Here is a 13,815-nt window from a genome sequence, read left to right on the forward strand (position 1 = left end):
GTGTGGGAGTGGGCCTGCGCCCTCCCGGTCGGGGTGCTGGCCGGCCTCGGGTTCCCTCGTCGGGTGCCGTCGGAGCGCACGATCCGGCGGATCGTGGAGGAAGGCCCGCCCGGGCAGTTGGACCAGGCGCTGTCGGGCTGGACCGCCGCGGTCGCGCCCGGGCCCGCGGACCCGGGCGGCCTGGTGGCGGTGGCCTTTGACGGGAAGGTGATGAAGGGCGCCCGTTCCCGCCCGCCNCAGGGGTCGGTGCGCCAGGAGGCGGTCGTCGAGGCCGTCCGCCACGACACCGGGACCGCGCTCGGGCATCAACGGGTCGTGGCCGGCGACGAGATCGCCTCGGTACGGAGGCTGGTCAACCGGGTGTGTGACCACAACACGCTGGTCACGACCGNCTGCCTGCACGCACACGAACCCTTGGCCCGGGCGTCCCGTTCGAGCGCTACGCCGACGACGCAGTGCTCCACTGCGCCAGCGAACGCCAGGCCCACCAGGTGCGCCAGGCGGTCGAGGACAGGATGGCCGAGGTCGGGCTGCGTCTGCACCCGACCAAGACCAGGATCGTGTACTGCAAGGACGCCAACCGGCGGCTCGGCCACGAGCACACCGCGTTCACGTTCCTCGGGTACACCTTCCGTGCCCGCGCGGCACGCGGCAGGAACGGCCGGCTCTTCGCCTCGTTCCAGCCCGCGATCAGCAGGCAGGCCCTGACCGCGCTCGGTAGGCAGGTCCGTCACTGGCGCCTACACCGCCGCAGCAACGTCACGCTCGCGGACCTCGCCCGGACGATCAACCCGATCGTCCGAGGTTGGATGGCGTACTACGGGGCGTTCTACCGCTCCGCGCTGTCCGTTCTCCTCACGCGCATCAACTCCTACCTGGTGCGTTGGATCCGCAAGAAGTACAAGCGGCTACGACCCATGAGAAAGGCGTCAGCCGCCTGGCAACGGGCAGTCACGGGCTCTCCGGGTCTGTTCGCGCACTGGCGGTGGGTTCCGACCTTCCGGTGACCAGGATGACAGGAGCCGTGTGACGGGAGACCGTCACGCACGGTTCTGCGAGAGCCGGGAGGTGAAACCCCTCCCGGCTACTCGACCCTGATAGCTCGCGTCCCCCGCCACGCAACGGATCAACCATGACGATGAGTATCTATGCGGGCACGTATAGTGAGATTCCACTCCATCTTTCCGATACCGGCTGGCCCAGAACCATAGCGATGAGGAGCGCCAGCGGATCCTTGGTCAGCAGCTCGTCGGCCTCGCCGATCTGGCTCAGGTGCAGTCCCACCACACCACCGTAGCCGACCGTGTTCGGGGACTGGCGACGCTGGTCAACTCGTCAGGCGGCTCCGTGTCCCTCACTACTGGNCGCTACCGGTCCCTACGCGACGCCAGTTTGACCCCCCGCTGCACGGCCAGCTGACGAGCACCCAGGGATGGTACCGTATTTGGTACGACTGGACGCTCAGGGAGGTGCCGGCATGGTCGCGGCGATCAGTGCCAGCGAGGCGCGCAAGACACTGTTCCCACTTCTCGAACAGGTCAACGCCGATCACACACCGGTAGAGATCGTCTCGAAGAGGGGGAACGCGGTCCTGGTGAGCAAGGAGGACTGGGACGCGATCGTGGAGACCAACTACCTGCTGCGCACGCCTGCCAACGCCCGCCGGCTGATGGAGAGCGTCGAGCAGTGGCGTTCAGGCGGCGCGGTCGAGCGTTCCCCGGATCCTGACGGGTGAAGCTGACCTGGACCGACCATGCCTGGGACGACTACCTGTACTGGCAGAGCCAGGACCGCAAAACTCTCAAGCGCATCAACGCCCTGATCGCGGACATCAAACGCGATCCAGATGGGCAGGGCATCGGCAAACCGGAAGTGCTGCGCAACAACCTCGCCGGGCTGCGCTCCCGGCGAATCGACGACGAGCACCGCCTGATCTATGCGATTGAGCCCAGCCAGATCACAATCATCTCCTGCCGCTACCACTATCAGTAGTCGAGGCTGCCGTGAGCAGCTCTGAGCGACTGCGGCCGTAGTCCTGTTCGCTCCGGCAGCCGCAAGCCGGATCATAACCCCGGGTTCTCACTCTAACCGGCCTGCTCGCCCCGGTTCTCCCCCATCACGGGCCGGAACATCTGTCGCCTTGAACAGCGCGGCGAGGCGGTCTGGCGTCTACCGGTTCGGGATCGCATCGACCAGGTTGAAGACGATGCTCGGGTCGCGACCACCGAACAACAGCGAGATCACGACTGCCGCCATCGCCTCGAGGTGGTGAGCCTGCCGAAGATCGCCGACCGGGACAGGCTCGGTGCCCACGGGCACCGCCGTGACCAGTCAGAGCTCGNTTGCTCGGGTGACACGAGTCATTCCGCCGGGCTCGTTCTTTCCGGTGCCCGCTGCTCCAGCACCATCCCGATCAACAGCGCCAACGGATCGTTCGTCAGCAGCTCGTCCGCCTCGTCGATCTGGCTCAGGTGAAGTCCCACCCGAACACCGTAGCCGGCCTGGGAACGGCGGCCGTCGCACCGCCGGCCATATCGCCGTGTGGTTCGCGGTGTCCCGGCGCGCTTCGTAATCGCTGGCTGCGCTGTCAGCCAACACTGCACCAGCGGAGCTGGAGGCAGCGGTACGGGATGTACCGTGCCGCGCACGTCGTCCCCATACTCTGAATGCCGTCATCCAGCAGGCGGCGATGTCTCCGGAGGCGTGACGCTTGCCGCGGGCGGAGCCGCCGGGACGGGCGGGGCGGCTGGGCCCGTCGCCGCGGCAATGACGGCCTGCGGGTCCAGGATCACACCCTGAGCAGCCGCNTTGTAGCCGATCNANAAAAAAGCCCCGCCAGTCCCGGAGGACGGCGGGGAGAAAGTGACTGACACGCTACCGACGCAGAGTCCTGGGCGTCAGTGGTCCCGGCAGGCCGCGTAGTCGGCCGGCAGCCTTGGTAGCCGAGAGGTACGGCAGGCCAGGTGGACGAGCTGGATCTCGTGGCCGTCTCGGCCGGGTAGGACCGAAGCCCGGCGCCGCGCGCCGCGGCCCTGCCCGCAATGGCGGGACGCGATGGCGGGACGCGATGGCGGGACGCGATGGCGGGGAAGGGGGGAACCGCGTCCTTGCCGCCATACTCGAGCCCTGCCAGCCTAATCCGCATGAGGCCGCGCAGCGTGGTCATCGTGCTTTACGACGACGTCCAGAGCCTGGATGTGACCGGCCCGCTGGAGGTGTTCGCCGGGGCGGACGCCGCCACGGAACGGCCAGGTGCGTACCGGATCATGACCGCCGGGCCTGGTGGCCACCCGGTGCGCACATGCAGTGGGTTGCGGCTGCTACCCGACGCCGACATCGACCACGTCGGACCAGCTCACACACTGCTGGTGCCCGGCGGGCCGGGTACGGCCGCCCCCGACCCGGAGCTGGTGCGCCGCATCGGCGAGTTGGCGGCCGAGGCCGATCGTGTGGTCTCCGTCTGCACCGGGGCCTTCCTGCTCGCCGAGGCCGGCCTGCTGGCCGGACGTCGCGCCACGACGCACTGGGCACATTGCGCTCGCTCGACGCTTCCCCGACATCCAGGTCGACGCCGAGCCGATCTACGTCCGAGACGGGAACATCGCCGCCTCGGCCGGCGTCACCGCAGGTATCGACCTGGCGTTGGCGCTGGTCGAAGAGGACCTCGGGCGGGACGTCGCGCTGCTGATAGCCCGGCACCTGGTGATGTTCCTGCGCAGGCCGGGTGGGCAGGCACAGCTCAGCGCGCAGCTCGCTGCTCAGGTCGCCGAACGGCCGCAGCTGCGCGAGGTCCAGCACTGGATCGACGAGCACCCCGAAGGCGATCTTTCCGTCGGTTCTCTCGCCCGCCGCGTGACGCTGTCACCCCGTCACTTCACCCGTGCCTTCGCCGCTGAGGTCGGAGTGACGCCGGGGCGGTACGTGGACGGGGTCCGGCTGGAGACGGCCCGCCGACGGCTGGAGGACACCGACGAGGGAATCGAGCAGATCGCCCGGTCGTGCGGATACGGCACCGCTGAGGCGATGCGGCGCGCCTTCGTTCGGGTCCTGGGTGTGCCGCCGATGGAATACCGCCGCCAGTTCCGACCTCATCCAAATCCAACCTCCGGAGGATACTGATGCAGATCGCGATCATGCTGTATGACCGTTTCACCGGCCTGGACGCCATCGGCCCGTACGAGATCCTCGCCCGCATTCCCGGGGCCGAGGTGATCTTCGCAGCCGCCCGGCCCGGTCCGGGCCGACACGGCCAGCCTGACCGTCGTCGCCGATGCCGCGCTCTCCGAGGTCACCGCCCCCGACGTGCTCCTGGTGCCAGGTGGTCCCGGAGCCGCCGACCTCCTGGCTGACCAGCCGACCCTCGACTGGCTGCGCGGCGTTGACGCGGCGGCCACCTGGACGGCCTCGGTCTGCTCCGGCTCGCTCCTGCTGGCCGCCGCGGGCCTGCTCACCGGTCGCCGCGCCACCTCACACTGGATCTGCCTTGATCATCTAACGACGTTCGGTGCCATCGCCACCGCCGAACGAGTCGTCATCGACGGGAAGTACGCCACCGCGGCCGGTGTCTCGGCCGGCATCGATCTCGCCCTGCACCTGACCGGACGCATGGTGGGCGACGACATCGCCGAATCCATCCAGCTCGTTGTCNAATACGANCCCCAACCGCCGTATGCGGCCGGCTCGATCGCCACCGCGCCCGCGGCTCGAGTCGCCGCCCTGCGCGCGAGCGGCCTCGCCGTCAGCGCCTGATCTGTACAGGTCGCTTCACTGACCACTGTTCACCGACACGGCCAACGTTCCACCTGCACGGCAGCGGACGTCCCGTCGGGCGCGAGGTGGAGGAGAAATACTGTTTCTCGCGGCCCGCGCCGTCGCGGGCGTGCTCGGGCTTCCCGCGCCCCCAAGGACCCGGAGGACGAGAATGACAAAGACGAGGACGAAAAGGAAGCTCCCGAAGACCGCGCACACATCCCGGCCCTGGCGAATTCACGACATCACGCCTGACTTCCGCATCGAGGACGTCTGGGCCCTGCCCACACCAGGCACCGCGCAGGACTTCCCGAGGCTGGTGCGGCTGATCGCCGAGGGCGACACGGGGGACAACCCGTCATGGGTCGCCCGGCTGCTGTTCAGGATCCGCTGGCGCCTCGGAGCCTGGCTCGGCTGGGACGATCCCGACTCGGGTATCGCCATCCGGGTGCCGACGCTGCGTGAACGCCTACCAGCCGACCTGCGCGACGCACCAGCCGGACCCGCGTTCGAGACCCTCCCGTTCCGGTCAGTCTTTCTGACGGACAACGAATGGGCCGCGGAGATAGTCAACCGCACGGTTCACGGAGTGCTGCACGTCGGCTGGATCCCGGACGACGACGCCGGCCGTCAGCCGGCTGGCCACCGAGGCCAGATGACCGTGCTGGTGAAACCGAACGGCCTGCTCGGACGGGTCTACATGGCGGCGATCACGCCGTTTCGCCTGCTGATCGTCTACCCGCCGCTGCTGCGAGGCATCGGAAAGGACTGGCACGAGAGCACCCCCCGCAACCCGCCCGCAGACGCCTGAAGGACGCTCTCCACTCCATCTTTCCGATACCCGCTGTCCAGCACCATCCCGATCAGCAGCGCCAACGGCTCGTTCGTCAGCAACTCGTCAGCTTCGTCGATCTGGCTCAGGTGCAGTCCCACAGGTCAACGGTAGCCGACCGCTTCACGGCGGCAACCGCGACGCCGGTCAGATCGCGGGGATGGCTGCGAGCTCACCGTCGAGTCGTCGCCCCTGACGATCCGCCGCTGTGATGGCCCATCCCACGCGACGGCAACCCGCCCCTCCCCGAGCAGCGGCGGAGGCCCCCGATCATGGTGAACGTCAACGATCTCGCGATCAGCAGCCCGCGCCCGGAGGTCAACTGCGCACGTGCAGCCCGAAACCCGTGCGGCCCGCGGGCTCCAGTCCCTTCTTCAGGTGCAGCGAGGGGATCTCGTAGTCACCGAAGTTCTGTGGTCGGAACGCGATCGGCTCGGTCGACTCCAGGGTGAGCAGGCGCTGCTCCCAGGCTTTGGCGACGTTCGGGTAGTCCTCGCCGGTCATCTGGTCGGTGCCGTACAGCACGAACGGCGGCAGTACCTCGATGCCCGGGTAGTAGAGGATGCCGTGGTGGATCGGGAACAGAAGATCGTCGATGGGGCCGTTGATCCCGCGCGCGGCGTAGTGCGCCTCGGGCCCGCCGGCGGTCACCGACAGCAGGGCCTTCCTTCCCGCGAGGGTGCCTTCGCCGAAGCGCTCGCCGTATTTGGTGTCGCTGTGCTCGCCGACGCCGTACGCGAAGTGGAAGGTGAACACCCGGTCCACCCAGCCTTTGAGGATCGCGGGCATCGTGTACCACCACAGCGGGAACTGGAAGATGATCGTGTCCGCCCACCACAGTTTCTCCTGCTCGGCGAGGACATCCGGAGTGAGCGTCCCGGCGTCGAAGGCCCGGCCCGAGTCCAGAGCGACCTTCAGCGGGCGTGAGGCGTCGGGACCGTAGTCCGCGGCGTCCACGACCGCCTTCCAGTTCATCGCGTACAGATCGCTCACCCGTACCTCGTGCCCGGCGGTCGCCAAGGTGGACACTGCGAGGTCCTTCAACGAGCCGTTGAGTGACTTCGGCTCCGGATGCGCGTAGACGATCAGCGTCTTCATGGGAACTCCTCGGATCGGGTGCCTCCGATCCTTGGTGCCGCGGCGTCCGGCGTTCAGGGGCGCCCATTCCAGCCGCCGAGTCGAGGGACTGCGCCGCGAAGAGGTCGCGCACCTGCCCGGAGTCAGCGTCGACTACTACGTACGCCTGGAGCAGGGCCGCGCGACCCAGCCCTCCGAGCAGGTCCTCGACGCGCTCGCCCGCGTCCTCGGCCTCGACGAGACCGAACGCGGGCACCTCTACCGACTCGCCCGGCAGCGCCGCCGGCGCGCCAAGGCGCCGGGCGGGCGGATCCGGCCGGAGCTGGCGCGCGTCCTCGACCTGGTCCCCGACACACCCGCACTGATCATGAACCACCAGCTGGACGTGCTCGCGGGGAATCGCCTCGCCGGGCTCCTCTACGGCCGGCCGATGCCCGGCCTGAACACCGCCCGGCACATCTTCCTTGAGGAGGCCGAGCGCGGCCTCTACGCGGACTGGGAGAACTGCACCCTCGACGTCGTCGGGCACCTGCGCCTGGCCGCCGGCAAGTACCCCGAGGACTCCCGCCTGGCCTCGCTCATCGGCGAGCTGGCGATGGGCAGTGAGCGCTTCCGCCGCCTCTGGGCGCGCGCGGACGTGCGCGCCCGCATGCATGGGCGCAAGGCGTACCGGCACCCGCTGGTGGGAACGCTGGAACTGCACCAGGAGAACGTCGCGCTACCGGACGAATCGGGCATGGAACTGCTGGTGCTGTCCGCGGTCCCTGGCTTCACCGCCGCCCGGCGTAAAGCCGGCACCACCGGTCGGGTGATCTGGTTCGGGCAGGTCAGCGCGCAGTCCATCACCGTCGACTTCTTCGACTGGATCGATGGGACCGTCGGCGCGCCGATCGAACAGTTCCACTACGCCGGGACGCCTGCCGAGGACGCCGCGGACCTGCGAACCCTGGTACGGCTCATCCGCCGGGGACACCTGCATCCCGAGATCGGCGTCGTCGAGCCCTGGACACGGACGCCGAATGTCATCGAGGACCTGCGGGCGCGGCGCATCCGACGAAACGCGGTCCTCACCGTCGCCTGACATCGCCCCAGCGCGCAACCCCGTCGCACCATCCCGTTCAAGGAGGCAGTGACCGTGTCCTGGTTTGTCGACGACGCCGACGTCGCCGCGATTGTTACGCTCTGTCGTTCCCGCGCGATCGGAGCGGGCGTCGACCCGCGGGTCCGCGCCGTCGCAACGGTCAGCGGCCCCTATCCAATGCCGACCTGGGAGACGCTGCCGCAGTTCGCCACCGACACGCTGACGATCCGCTGCGGCGGCGCGGACGAGGCACAGCGGGTCGCCGCCGCTCTCGCGTACCCGGATCTGCCGGCATCCGTCCACCAGCCCCTGCTCGTCGTAGCTGGCGGAGCGGACACGTTGCCGACGCCGGACCAGGCCCGCCATGTGGCGGCCACCGCGCCCAGGAGAGAACTGCTGCTCGTGGCAGGCGGCGACCACCTGCTCGGAAACAGACGATGGGCCTGGTTGAACCGCACCGCCGACTGGCTGGCCGACCAGGCAACACCCTCAGGCCGCTGACCGGTCAGCAAACGATAATGACCTTTACTCCGACCGCGTCATAGGTTCCACGTGCCACGTGCGCGTGCATCCCTCGTCGCGAGGGCCAGGTCATGTTCCTTGACGGCCAGAGCCACCAGCCCGTCGTACACGGCGCCCCCAGCGATGCCAAGGCGGCTCAACGTCGTGTGAACCTTCTGGGCGTGTGAGCCGCTCAGAGCACACGGTGCCGTAAACCGCGCGTCGAGCAGGCGCGCGGCATCCGGCCCCGACAGTCTTGCGTCGCCCGGCAGTCTGGTGAGCACCGAGTAGGTCTCCGCCAAAGCATGCCCACTCAGCGTGAGCTCCCGCCCGTCCCACCATCGCACCACGTCCACGTGATGCGTATGCGAGCGCACCACGAGGGGAACCGCGACACTCGTGTCGACCGCGGTAGTCATCTGCGACCCGCGTCGATGAGGCCGAACAGGATCTCGTCATCAACAACCGTGTCGCCGGCCGCCACGAGCACGCCGTTCTCCTCCACGAGGCGCGCGGTCCTGCCGGCTGGCACGACCTGCACACCAGCGCCGTACGGCGAGATGTCCACCTTCGTACCCGGGAGCAGGCCCAGCGCGTCGCGGATGAACTTGGGCAGCACGATCCGACCTGCTTGATCGACGACAGCTTCCATGGGAAGGCGATACCAGTTCGATCCCATCACCATGCCTCGCAAGCCGCCGGTCCGCTGGTCGGGCAACCGTGCGGTCGACGTCGTCCCGGCCCGTGGGCCTCCTCCGCCGCACCCCGCGAAANCCATTTGAGTGATCGTCCCAAGTCGACGACGATCTGAGGCCGAGGTGATGGCCGCGGTGTCGACGCTGACCGACGAAGAGGTCCAGACATTCATCGACGAGGGCTTCGTACACGTCCGACGGGCGTTCCCGAGGGCCCTGGCAGACGCATGCCGTTCGATCCTGTGGCGCATGACCGGACTCGATCCCGCCGACCCGGCGAGCTGGACCCGTCCCGTCATCCGGATCGACGGAAGCGGAGAGGAGCCCTTCCGGCAGGCCGCCAACACACCACGGCTGCGCGCCGCGCTCGATCAGCTGGTCGGACCCGGTCGGTGGCGGCCACGCACCGGTCTGGGCACGTTCCCCATCCGCTTCCCGCACCCCGACGACCCCGGTGACGCCGGCTGGCACATGGACGGCTCCTACCTGCCGGACGGCGAAACGTGGTTCTGGCTGAACATCAGATCCCGCGGCCGAGCTCTGCTGATGCTGTTCCTGTTCTCCGACGTCGGCCCCGACGACGCACCAACCCGCATCAAGGCCGGATCACACCTCGACGTGCCGCCGTTTCTGGCACCCGCGGGCGAACGCGGCCGCAACGGACTGGAGCTGTGCGGACAGCTGGACGAGGCAGGCAAGCTCGACAGCCCCGACCGCCCGTTGGTCCTCGCGACCGGGCAGGCCGGCGACGTCTACCTCTGCCACCCGTTCCTCATCCACGCCGCGCAACGACACCGCGGGTCCGTTCCACGCTTCCTCGCCCAGCCGCCGCTGGACCCGGAGGGCCCCCTCGACCTGAATCGCGCCGACGACTCCTACTCCCCGGTCGAACTCGCCGTCCGCCAAGGGCTGGGTGCTGCCGAATAGGGTCCCAGACACTCGGAGTCGCCCCTCGGGTAGGTCGTCCCAGGCCAGGCGACGCCACGCCGGCCGATGTCGTCATCGCGGGCGACTCCGCCGGGCGGAGGCCTCGTTCTCAGCCTGCTGCACCGGCTACGTGATCACGGTGACAAGCTACCAGCTGCGGGGGTGCTCATCTCTCCCCTACTCGATCTCACCGGGTCCGGCGCCTCGTTCCAGGAGCGGGCCGATCAGGATCCAATCTTCAGCCCCGACCTCATCCGCGGCGTCGCGGAGACCTATCTGGGCGGCGCCGNCCCCCGCGATCCCGCGGCGTCGCCGCTCTTCGCCTCCCAAGCGTGCCTCCCGCCACTGCTCATACAGACCGGGGGCGCCGAGATACTCCTCAGCGACTCCGAGCGTCTCGCCGCCGCGACCGCGGCCGGTACCGATGTCGTCCTGGACGNCGCCGACGAACTGCCTCACGTGTACCACGGCGCCGTTGACACCCCCGAGTCCATTGCCGCCGTCAGGCAGATCGCCGAGTTCGTTCACCGCGCGGACGAGCATCGTGGGGGCAGACCGTCTTCCACGGCCTGATCGCCCGATCAGTCGGGTCGCGTCTCTTCCGGTGCTGACGACGCGCCGCAAGTCGCGCACCCATGGTCGATCGGGAGAGAGTCGAGGCCCGAAAACGAGTCGATGACAACGACATCGCTGAACATCCCACCCTTCCCGCACCGGCCCGGCATGCACCATCTCGACTTCCGGGTGAAGCTCGTCGGCCACGATCCACGATGGCGGCAGTTCCTGCGGGATCCATGGCTGGACTACGACGCAGTCCGAGATGCGCTGATACCAGCGTCGGCGTACCACGACACGACTACGGTGCCCGGTGCGGGCTCGGCAGTGGCCACCGCGGCCGGCGGTCAACTCGCCGTGTAGTCGGTGTAGTCCCGACAGGCTCCGTAGTCGTCGGCGTCGAGGTAGTGGCACCACGGAAGCTGCGAGTCGGGAAAGCGAAGTCGGCTCGTGCCTTCCAGCTCGCGACCTCCACATGAGCACCAAGATCGCGGACGGGCTCAAGCGCGGGCACGAGGTCCGTGTCGCGGCTGAACAGGACACCGACGTCGTACGCGCCCTCGCAGGCAAGGCGCACGAAATCCACGGCGAATGCGACGTCGATACCTTTTTCCTGCGCGGGCTCGGCCGGCCATGCCTTCGGGTAGCGGAGCTGCCGGCGGACAACGACCACCCGAGGATCACGGGTCCAGCGGTCGGCCTGCCGGTCACTGGCCCTCGCGGCCTCCGGCTGGTGATCGGGGCTGGGACGGCCGCGGTAGACACGGACTGCCGCGAGCTCACCGCCGAGCGGTCGACCATTGACGATCCGCCGCGCCACGCGCACGGAATCAACATGACCATGCTGGCCAGGTGTGCCGGAGGGCAGGAACCTGCTGCGGCAGCAACAACGCGCGGCCATCCGCCTCGGCTCGATGAGCCAACACCCGCGCGGCCTGGTCGAGTCAGGTCAGGTAGATCCGAAACCCGGCGGCGGAATGGGTGAAGCCGACCGCCGCGTAGAAGGCGTGGACTTCCGACCGGTCGTTGCGGGACAGAAGCTGAACCTTGTAGCAGTTGGCGGCGCGAGCGGTATCGAGAACGTGGGTAATAAGCGTCTCGCCGACGCCGCGGGGCGGGTCTGGGCGTCGACGACCATGTTTTCGACGATCGCCCACGGCCGGCTGCCGTGCGTCAGGTTAGCGATGATCACTAGATCGGCGGGCAGCGCGGGCCGGATGCAGAGGCTGCTCATGACACCGATCGTGCAGCCGGCTCGCCGCACCGATCAAGGCCGCTGCTCGGCCGCTCGCAACGACGGAACGTCAGCCCAGAATCGCGAGGAGCGTCTCAGATCGGTTCGACGACGATGTCAGCGCGGTCAAGTGTGGCGGTGTAGGCGCCTATGTCGTCTGGGTCGCTGGTGAGGATCTGGGCCGGACCGTGAAGAGCAGCCGCGATGACGACCAGGGCGTCGATGACGTCCGGCCGCTTCTTCGGGGGAAGACTGGCCTCGGCGAGCATGGCCCCCGCCCGTTTGTACGAGTCGAGGGTGAAGGTTCTCGCGCAGGCGACGCAGCCGGCGGTGCTCGACATGCCGCGCATAGGGGAAGCGCTCTCCCGAGTCTGGGGCACGGTGCAGTCCTTCAGGTACTGGCTGAAGGCATGTACCGTCTTCGGGTCCGGTCGCCACGCCTGGGCAAGGACCGGTCCGATGACGACCGGCCGGTGCGGAGCCGCGCGTAAGCCGTGGTGGAGCAGCCGCGCCGCCGAGCTGTCTCGCAGGAGCGCCACGAGCATCCCGGCGTCATAGACGACAGTACGCGCGATCATGCGACGCTCGCGGCGTCCGATCCAAGCGCGCTGTTCAGGACCCGGCGGACGAGCGCCTGCTCGTCCAGGGTCAGGGCGTCGAACGAAGGCAGGTCCGTCTCAGGGACGCCGCCAGCCTGCTCAAGGGCTGCCTGGTTGCGCGCGTCGAGTGCCGCGAAGGTCGCCGTAGCGGCATCGTCGCGCGCCATCTGCGCGACGGCCGCCGCGATCATGTAAGCGGACACATCCATGCCTGCCGCCTCGGCGTGCATCCTGACCGCGGCCTGGACGTCCGAGGACGTCGAGATCGTGAACCGAATGTTTGGCATGCCGGTATCGTAACACAGCGTATTACGCTGTCGTAGTGATCAGGCCACGGGCCGCGATCAGCCAACGACCGGCGCCCGGGCTGAAGCAGGCGGCCGGCTCTGGGCTCCGCCTACCGGTCGTTCCTTGTTTGTCCGATTTGCCGATCAAGGACCATCCCCACCAGGAGCGCCAACGCATCGGACGTGATGAGGGCGTCCGCCTCTGGATCGCCGGACAGGTGCAGGCCCATGCCCGTCAGGGTATCCACGACGAATACCCCGCCGGACTGGTGCGTCCGGCGGGGTGGGGCGTCAGGGACGCCAGACCACTTCCACCCGTTCGGGGTCGAAGCGGTTCGTTGGGCCGTCAGCCGCCTTCAGTACGACGGCCTCGATGACGGTACTAATGATCTCCCAGCGCTGCTCCAGCTCCAAAGAGGGCCAGCCCTCGGCCAGGTTCGTGACCTTGGGGCCGGTGTGGGCGCGTAGCCACTCGGCCTGCTCCGCCCTCAGGTGCAGGATGGATTGCTCCTGCTCGCGCACACGGGGGAAGACGTACGGGCCGGGCAGCTCGTCCCGGTCATAGGCACCCATGAGTTTCGCGATCTTGGCCTCCGCCTTGGCCAACTCGCCCGCCCTTGGCCACCTGCCCACCTCGGCCTCGACGTCGCGGCCTGCCAGGTAGGCCAGGACCAGCTCGGAGACAAGGTCATCAACATGGCGGCCTGTGACGCCGACCTTGCCGCACCCGCCCGCGGTGACGGCCTTGCAGGCGTAGTGGTGCTTGCCCCACCGCCGGTCGTAGCCGCCCATCAGGTGGCGGCCGCGGAACCCGCAGCAGATGATCCCGGACAGCAGATACTTCCGTCCGCCGATGTGGACNTGCTTGGAAACCCGGCTGGGGTCGCGGAGCTTCGCCACCACCGCCTCCCAGACATCCAGGTCCAGGATGGGCTGCTGCTGGCCCTTGACCGGCTGGCCGTCCGCGTCCACCACGTAGCGCTTCTCCAGCGGGACGGAGGTCGGGCCGTACACCCGGTAGCCGACGATGCGCGGGGACAGGTAGATGTTGCGCAGGACGGGTTTTTGCCACTTCTTGCCCATGGCGCTGGCGATGCCAAGATCGTTCCACTGGCGACAGATGGTGTGGAGGCCAACGCCGGCCAAGATCTGATCCGCCCCCGCGACCAGGAGCGCCGCCGCCGGTTCGTCCTTGGTTTCCTTGTCGGCCAGCCAGCCGAAGGCACGGTTGCCCCCGACGGTAATGCCGGCCTGGGCCATGGCGAGGTGCTTGCGCCG

General features: G+C 68.5%; 18 protein-coding genes and 5 pseudogenes. 11 read left to right on the forward strand and 12 right to left on the reverse strand.

Going from position 1 to position 13,815, the window contains the following annotated elements:
• The first annotated feature begins 455 nt into the window (after nt 1-455).
• Nucleotides 456-1,007, forward strand: coding sequence for a group II intron maturase-specific domain-containing protein (locus tag ALLO2_RS21735; protein WP_011436952.1), 552 nt, complete (start codon nt 456-458; stop codon nt 1,005-1,007).
• Nucleotides 1,008-1,146: 139 nt separating this feature from the next.
• Here ALLO2_RS21735 and ALLO2_RS27625 read toward each other — a convergent pair whose 3' ends face one another.
• Entirely contained in the window at nt 1,147-1,284 is a 138-nt protein-coding gene (locus ALLO2_RS27625; RefSeq protein WP_023842113.1) for a hypothetical protein, read from the reverse strand.
• A 193-nt stretch (nt 1,285-1,477) separates the two neighbouring features.
• Here ALLO2_RS27625 and ALLO2_RS21740 point away from each other — a divergent pair, with 193 nt between their 5' ends.
• Both ALLO2_RS21740 and ALLO2_RS21745 read left to right on the forward strand, forming a co-directional pair.
• Complete coding sequence (locus tag ALLO2_RS21740) at nt 1,478-1,735, forward strand: type II toxin-antitoxin system Phd/YefM family antitoxin (protein ID WP_011436953.1); 258 nt, start codon at nt 1,478-1,480, stop codon at nt 1,733-1,735.
• Entirely contained in the window at nt 1,732-1,992 is a 261-nt protein-coding gene (locus ALLO2_RS21745; RefSeq protein WP_011436954.1) for a Txe/YoeB family addiction module toxin, read from the forward strand. The genes ALLO2_RS21740 and ALLO2_RS21745 overlap by 4 nt, the downstream gene beginning before the upstream one ends.
• Before the next feature lie 177 nt (nt 1,993-2,169).
• Here the strand turns inward: ALLO2_RS21745 and ALLO2_RS26045 are convergent, their stop codons facing one another.
• Complete coding sequence (locus ALLO2_RS26045; protein ID WP_023842114.1) at nt 2,170-2,313, reverse strand: hypothetical protein; 144 nt, start codon at nt 2,311-2,313, stop codon at nt 2,170-2,172.
• 71 nt (nt 2,314-2,384) lie between these two features.
• Nucleotides 2,385-2,483, reverse strand: a pseudogene (locus ALLO2_RS27630) (Fe-S cluster assembly protein HesB); the annotation flags it as partial.
• 660 nt (nt 2,484-3,143) lie between these two features.
• On the opposite strand from ALLO2_RS27630, the pseudogene ALLO2_RS27635 reads away from it, so the two are divergent.
• From ALLO2_RS27635 to ALLO2_RS21760, 3 genes and pseudogenes are all read left to right on the forward strand, one after another.
• Nucleotides 3,144-4,119, forward strand: a pseudogene (locus tag ALLO2_RS27635) (GlxA family transcriptional regulator).
• Nucleotides 4,119-4,749 (forward strand): annotated as a pseudogene (locus ALLO2_RS21755) (DJ-1/PfpI family protein). Before ALLO2_RS27635 ends, ALLO2_RS21755 begins: the two co-directional pseudogenes overlap by 1 nt.
• Before the next feature lie 172 nt (nt 4,750-4,921).
• Entirely contained in the window at nt 4,922-5,560 is a 639-nt protein-coding gene (locus tag ALLO2_RS21760) for a DUF2867 domain-containing protein (protein ID WP_011436957.1), read from the forward strand.
• Nucleotides 5,561-5,595: 35 nt separating this feature from the next.
• On the opposite strand, the pseudogene ALLO2_RS28490 reads toward ALLO2_RS21760, so the two are convergent.
• Nucleotides 5,596-5,682, reverse strand: a pseudogene (locus ALLO2_RS28490) (Fe-S cluster assembly protein HesB); the annotation flags it as partial.
• Between the two features lie 217 nt (nt 5,683-5,899).
• Complete coding sequence (locus tag ALLO2_RS21765) at nt 5,900-6,679, reverse strand: NAD(P)H-dependent oxidoreductase (RefSeq protein ID WP_011436958.1); 780 nt, start codon at nt 6,677-6,679, stop codon at nt 5,900-5,902.
• 67 nt (nt 6,680-6,746) lie between these two features.
• Here ALLO2_RS21765 and ALLO2_RS27640 point away from each other — a divergent pair.
• Nucleotides 6,747-7,436, forward strand: a pseudogene (locus ALLO2_RS27640) (helix-turn-helix transcriptional regulator); the annotation flags it as partial.
• Between the two features lie 357 nt (nt 7,437-7,793).
• A complete protein-coding gene (locus tag ALLO2_RS21775; protein ID WP_011436960.1) occupies nt 7,794-8,240 on the forward strand; it encodes a hypothetical protein in 447 nt (148 codons plus the stop codon).
• Between the two features lie 38 nt (nt 8,241-8,278).
• On the opposite strand, the gene ALLO2_RS21780 is transcribed toward ALLO2_RS21775, so the two are convergent.
• Together ALLO2_RS21780 and ALLO2_RS21785 are read right to left on the reverse strand one after the other, a co-directional pair.
• Nucleotides 8,279-8,659 (reverse strand): PIN domain-containing protein, encoded by a 381-nt coding sequence (locus tag ALLO2_RS21780; RefSeq protein WP_023842118.1) that lies wholly within the window; start codon nt 8,657-8,659, stop codon nt 8,279-8,281.
• Entirely contained in the window at nt 8,656-8,892 is a 237-nt protein-coding gene (locus ALLO2_RS21785) for an AbrB/MazE/SpoVT family DNA-binding domain-containing protein (protein ID WP_035734508.1), read from the reverse strand. Before ALLO2_RS21785 ends, ALLO2_RS21780 begins: the two co-directional genes overlap by 4 nt.
• 169 nt (nt 8,893-9,061) lie before the next feature.
• Here ALLO2_RS21785 and ALLO2_RS21790 point away from each other — a divergent pair, with 169 nt between their 5' ends.
• The 3 genes from ALLO2_RS21790 (at nt 9,062) to ALLO2_RS21800 (ending at nt 10,780) form a co-directional block, all read left to right on the forward strand.
• A complete protein-coding gene (locus tag ALLO2_RS21790; protein WP_023842120.1) occupies nt 9,062-9,862 on the forward strand; it encodes a phytanoyl-CoA dioxygenase family protein in 801 nt (266 codons plus the stop codon).
• 66 nt (nt 9,863-9,928) lie between these two features.
• Nucleotides 9,929-10,435: an alpha/beta hydrolase fold domain-containing protein gene (locus tag ALLO2_RS21795; protein WP_084588520.1), complete on the forward strand. Its 507-nt coding sequence runs from the start codon at nt 9,929-9,931 to the stop codon at nt 10,433-10,435.
• 102 nt (nt 10,436-10,537) lie between these two features.
• On the forward strand, nt 10,538-10,780 hold the full coding sequence (locus ALLO2_RS21800; RefSeq protein WP_023842121.1) for a hypothetical protein: 243 nt from the start codon (nt 10,538-10,540) through the stop codon (nt 10,778-10,780).
• Here ALLO2_RS21800 and ALLO2_RS25140 read toward each other — a convergent pair.
• From ALLO2_RS25140 to ALLO2_RS21820, 5 genes are all read right to left on the reverse strand, one after another.
• On the reverse strand, nt 10,719-11,318 hold the full coding sequence (locus ALLO2_RS25140) for an NYN domain-containing protein (RefSeq protein WP_011436965.1): 600 nt from the start codon (nt 11,316-11,318) through the stop codon (nt 10,719-10,721). The genes ALLO2_RS21800 and ALLO2_RS25140 overlap by 62 nt on opposite strands.
• A 43-nt stretch (nt 11,319-11,361) precedes the next feature.
• Nucleotides 11,362-11,574 carry a GNAT family N-acetyltransferase gene (locus ALLO2_RS21805; protein WP_049760921.1) on the reverse strand — a complete coding sequence of 71 codons (213 nt, stop codon included), beginning with the start codon at nt 11,572-11,574 and terminating at the stop codon, nt 11,362-11,364.
• Between the two features lie 172 nt (nt 11,575-11,746).
• Entirely contained in the window at nt 11,747-12,229 is a 483-nt protein-coding gene (locus tag ALLO2_RS21810; protein ID WP_011436966.1) for a hypothetical protein, read from the reverse strand.
• Entirely contained in the window at nt 12,226-12,537 is a 312-nt protein-coding gene (locus ALLO2_RS21815; protein WP_011436967.1) for a hypothetical protein, read from the reverse strand. The genes ALLO2_RS21810 and ALLO2_RS21815 overlap by 4 nt, the downstream gene beginning before the upstream one ends.
• A 291-nt stretch (nt 12,538-12,828) precedes the next feature.
• On the reverse strand, nt 12,829-13,815 hold a 987-nt coding region (locus ALLO2_RS21820), incomplete at its 5' end, for a recombinase family protein (RefSeq protein WP_084588521.1).

Source organism: Frankia sp. Allo2 (genome assembly GCF_000733325.1).
GTDB lineage: Bacteria > Actinomycetota > Actinomycetes > Frankiales > Frankiaceae > Frankia > Frankia casuarinae.

Coding starts and splice junctions, on each gene's coding strand:
- ALLO2_RS21800 (WP_023842121.1), top strand. CDS start 10,538: ATGACAACGACATCGCTGAACATCCCACCCTTCCCGCACCGGCCCGGC.
- ALLO2_RS21815 (WP_011436967.1), bottom strand. CDS start 12,537: ATGCCAAACATTCGGTTCACGATCTCGACGTCCTCGGACGTCCAGGCC.
- ALLO2_RS21790 (WP_023842120.1), top strand. CDS start 9,062: ATGGCCGCGGTGTCGACGCTGACCGACGAAGAGGTCCAGACATTCATC.
- ALLO2_RS21785 (WP_035734508.1), bottom strand. CDS start 8,892: ATGGAAGCTGTCGTCGATCAAGCAGGTCGGATCGTGCTGCCCAAGTTC.
- ALLO2_RS25140 (WP_011436965.1), bottom strand. CDS start 11,318: ATGGCCGCGCGTTGTTGCTGCCGCAGCAGGTTCCTGCCCTCCGGCACA.
- ALLO2_RS21780 (WP_023842118.1), bottom strand. CDS start 8,659: ATGACTACCGCGGTCGACACGAGTGTCGCGGTTCCCCTCGTGGTGCGC.
- ALLO2_RS21810 (WP_011436966.1), bottom strand. CDS start 12,229: ATGATCGCGCGTACTGTCGTCTATGACGCCGGGATGCTCGTGGCGCTC.
- ALLO2_RS21765 (WP_011436958.1), bottom strand. CDS start 6,679: ATGAAGACGCTGATCGTCTACGCGCATCCGGAGCCGAAGTCACTCAAC.
- ALLO2_RS21760 (WP_011436957.1), top strand. CDS start 4,922: ATGACAAAGACGAGGACGAAAAGGAAGCTCCCGAAGACCGCGCACACA.
- ALLO2_RS21740 (WP_011436953.1), top strand. CDS start 1,478: ATGGTCGCGGCGATCAGTGCCAGCGAGGCGCGCAAGACACTGTTCCCA.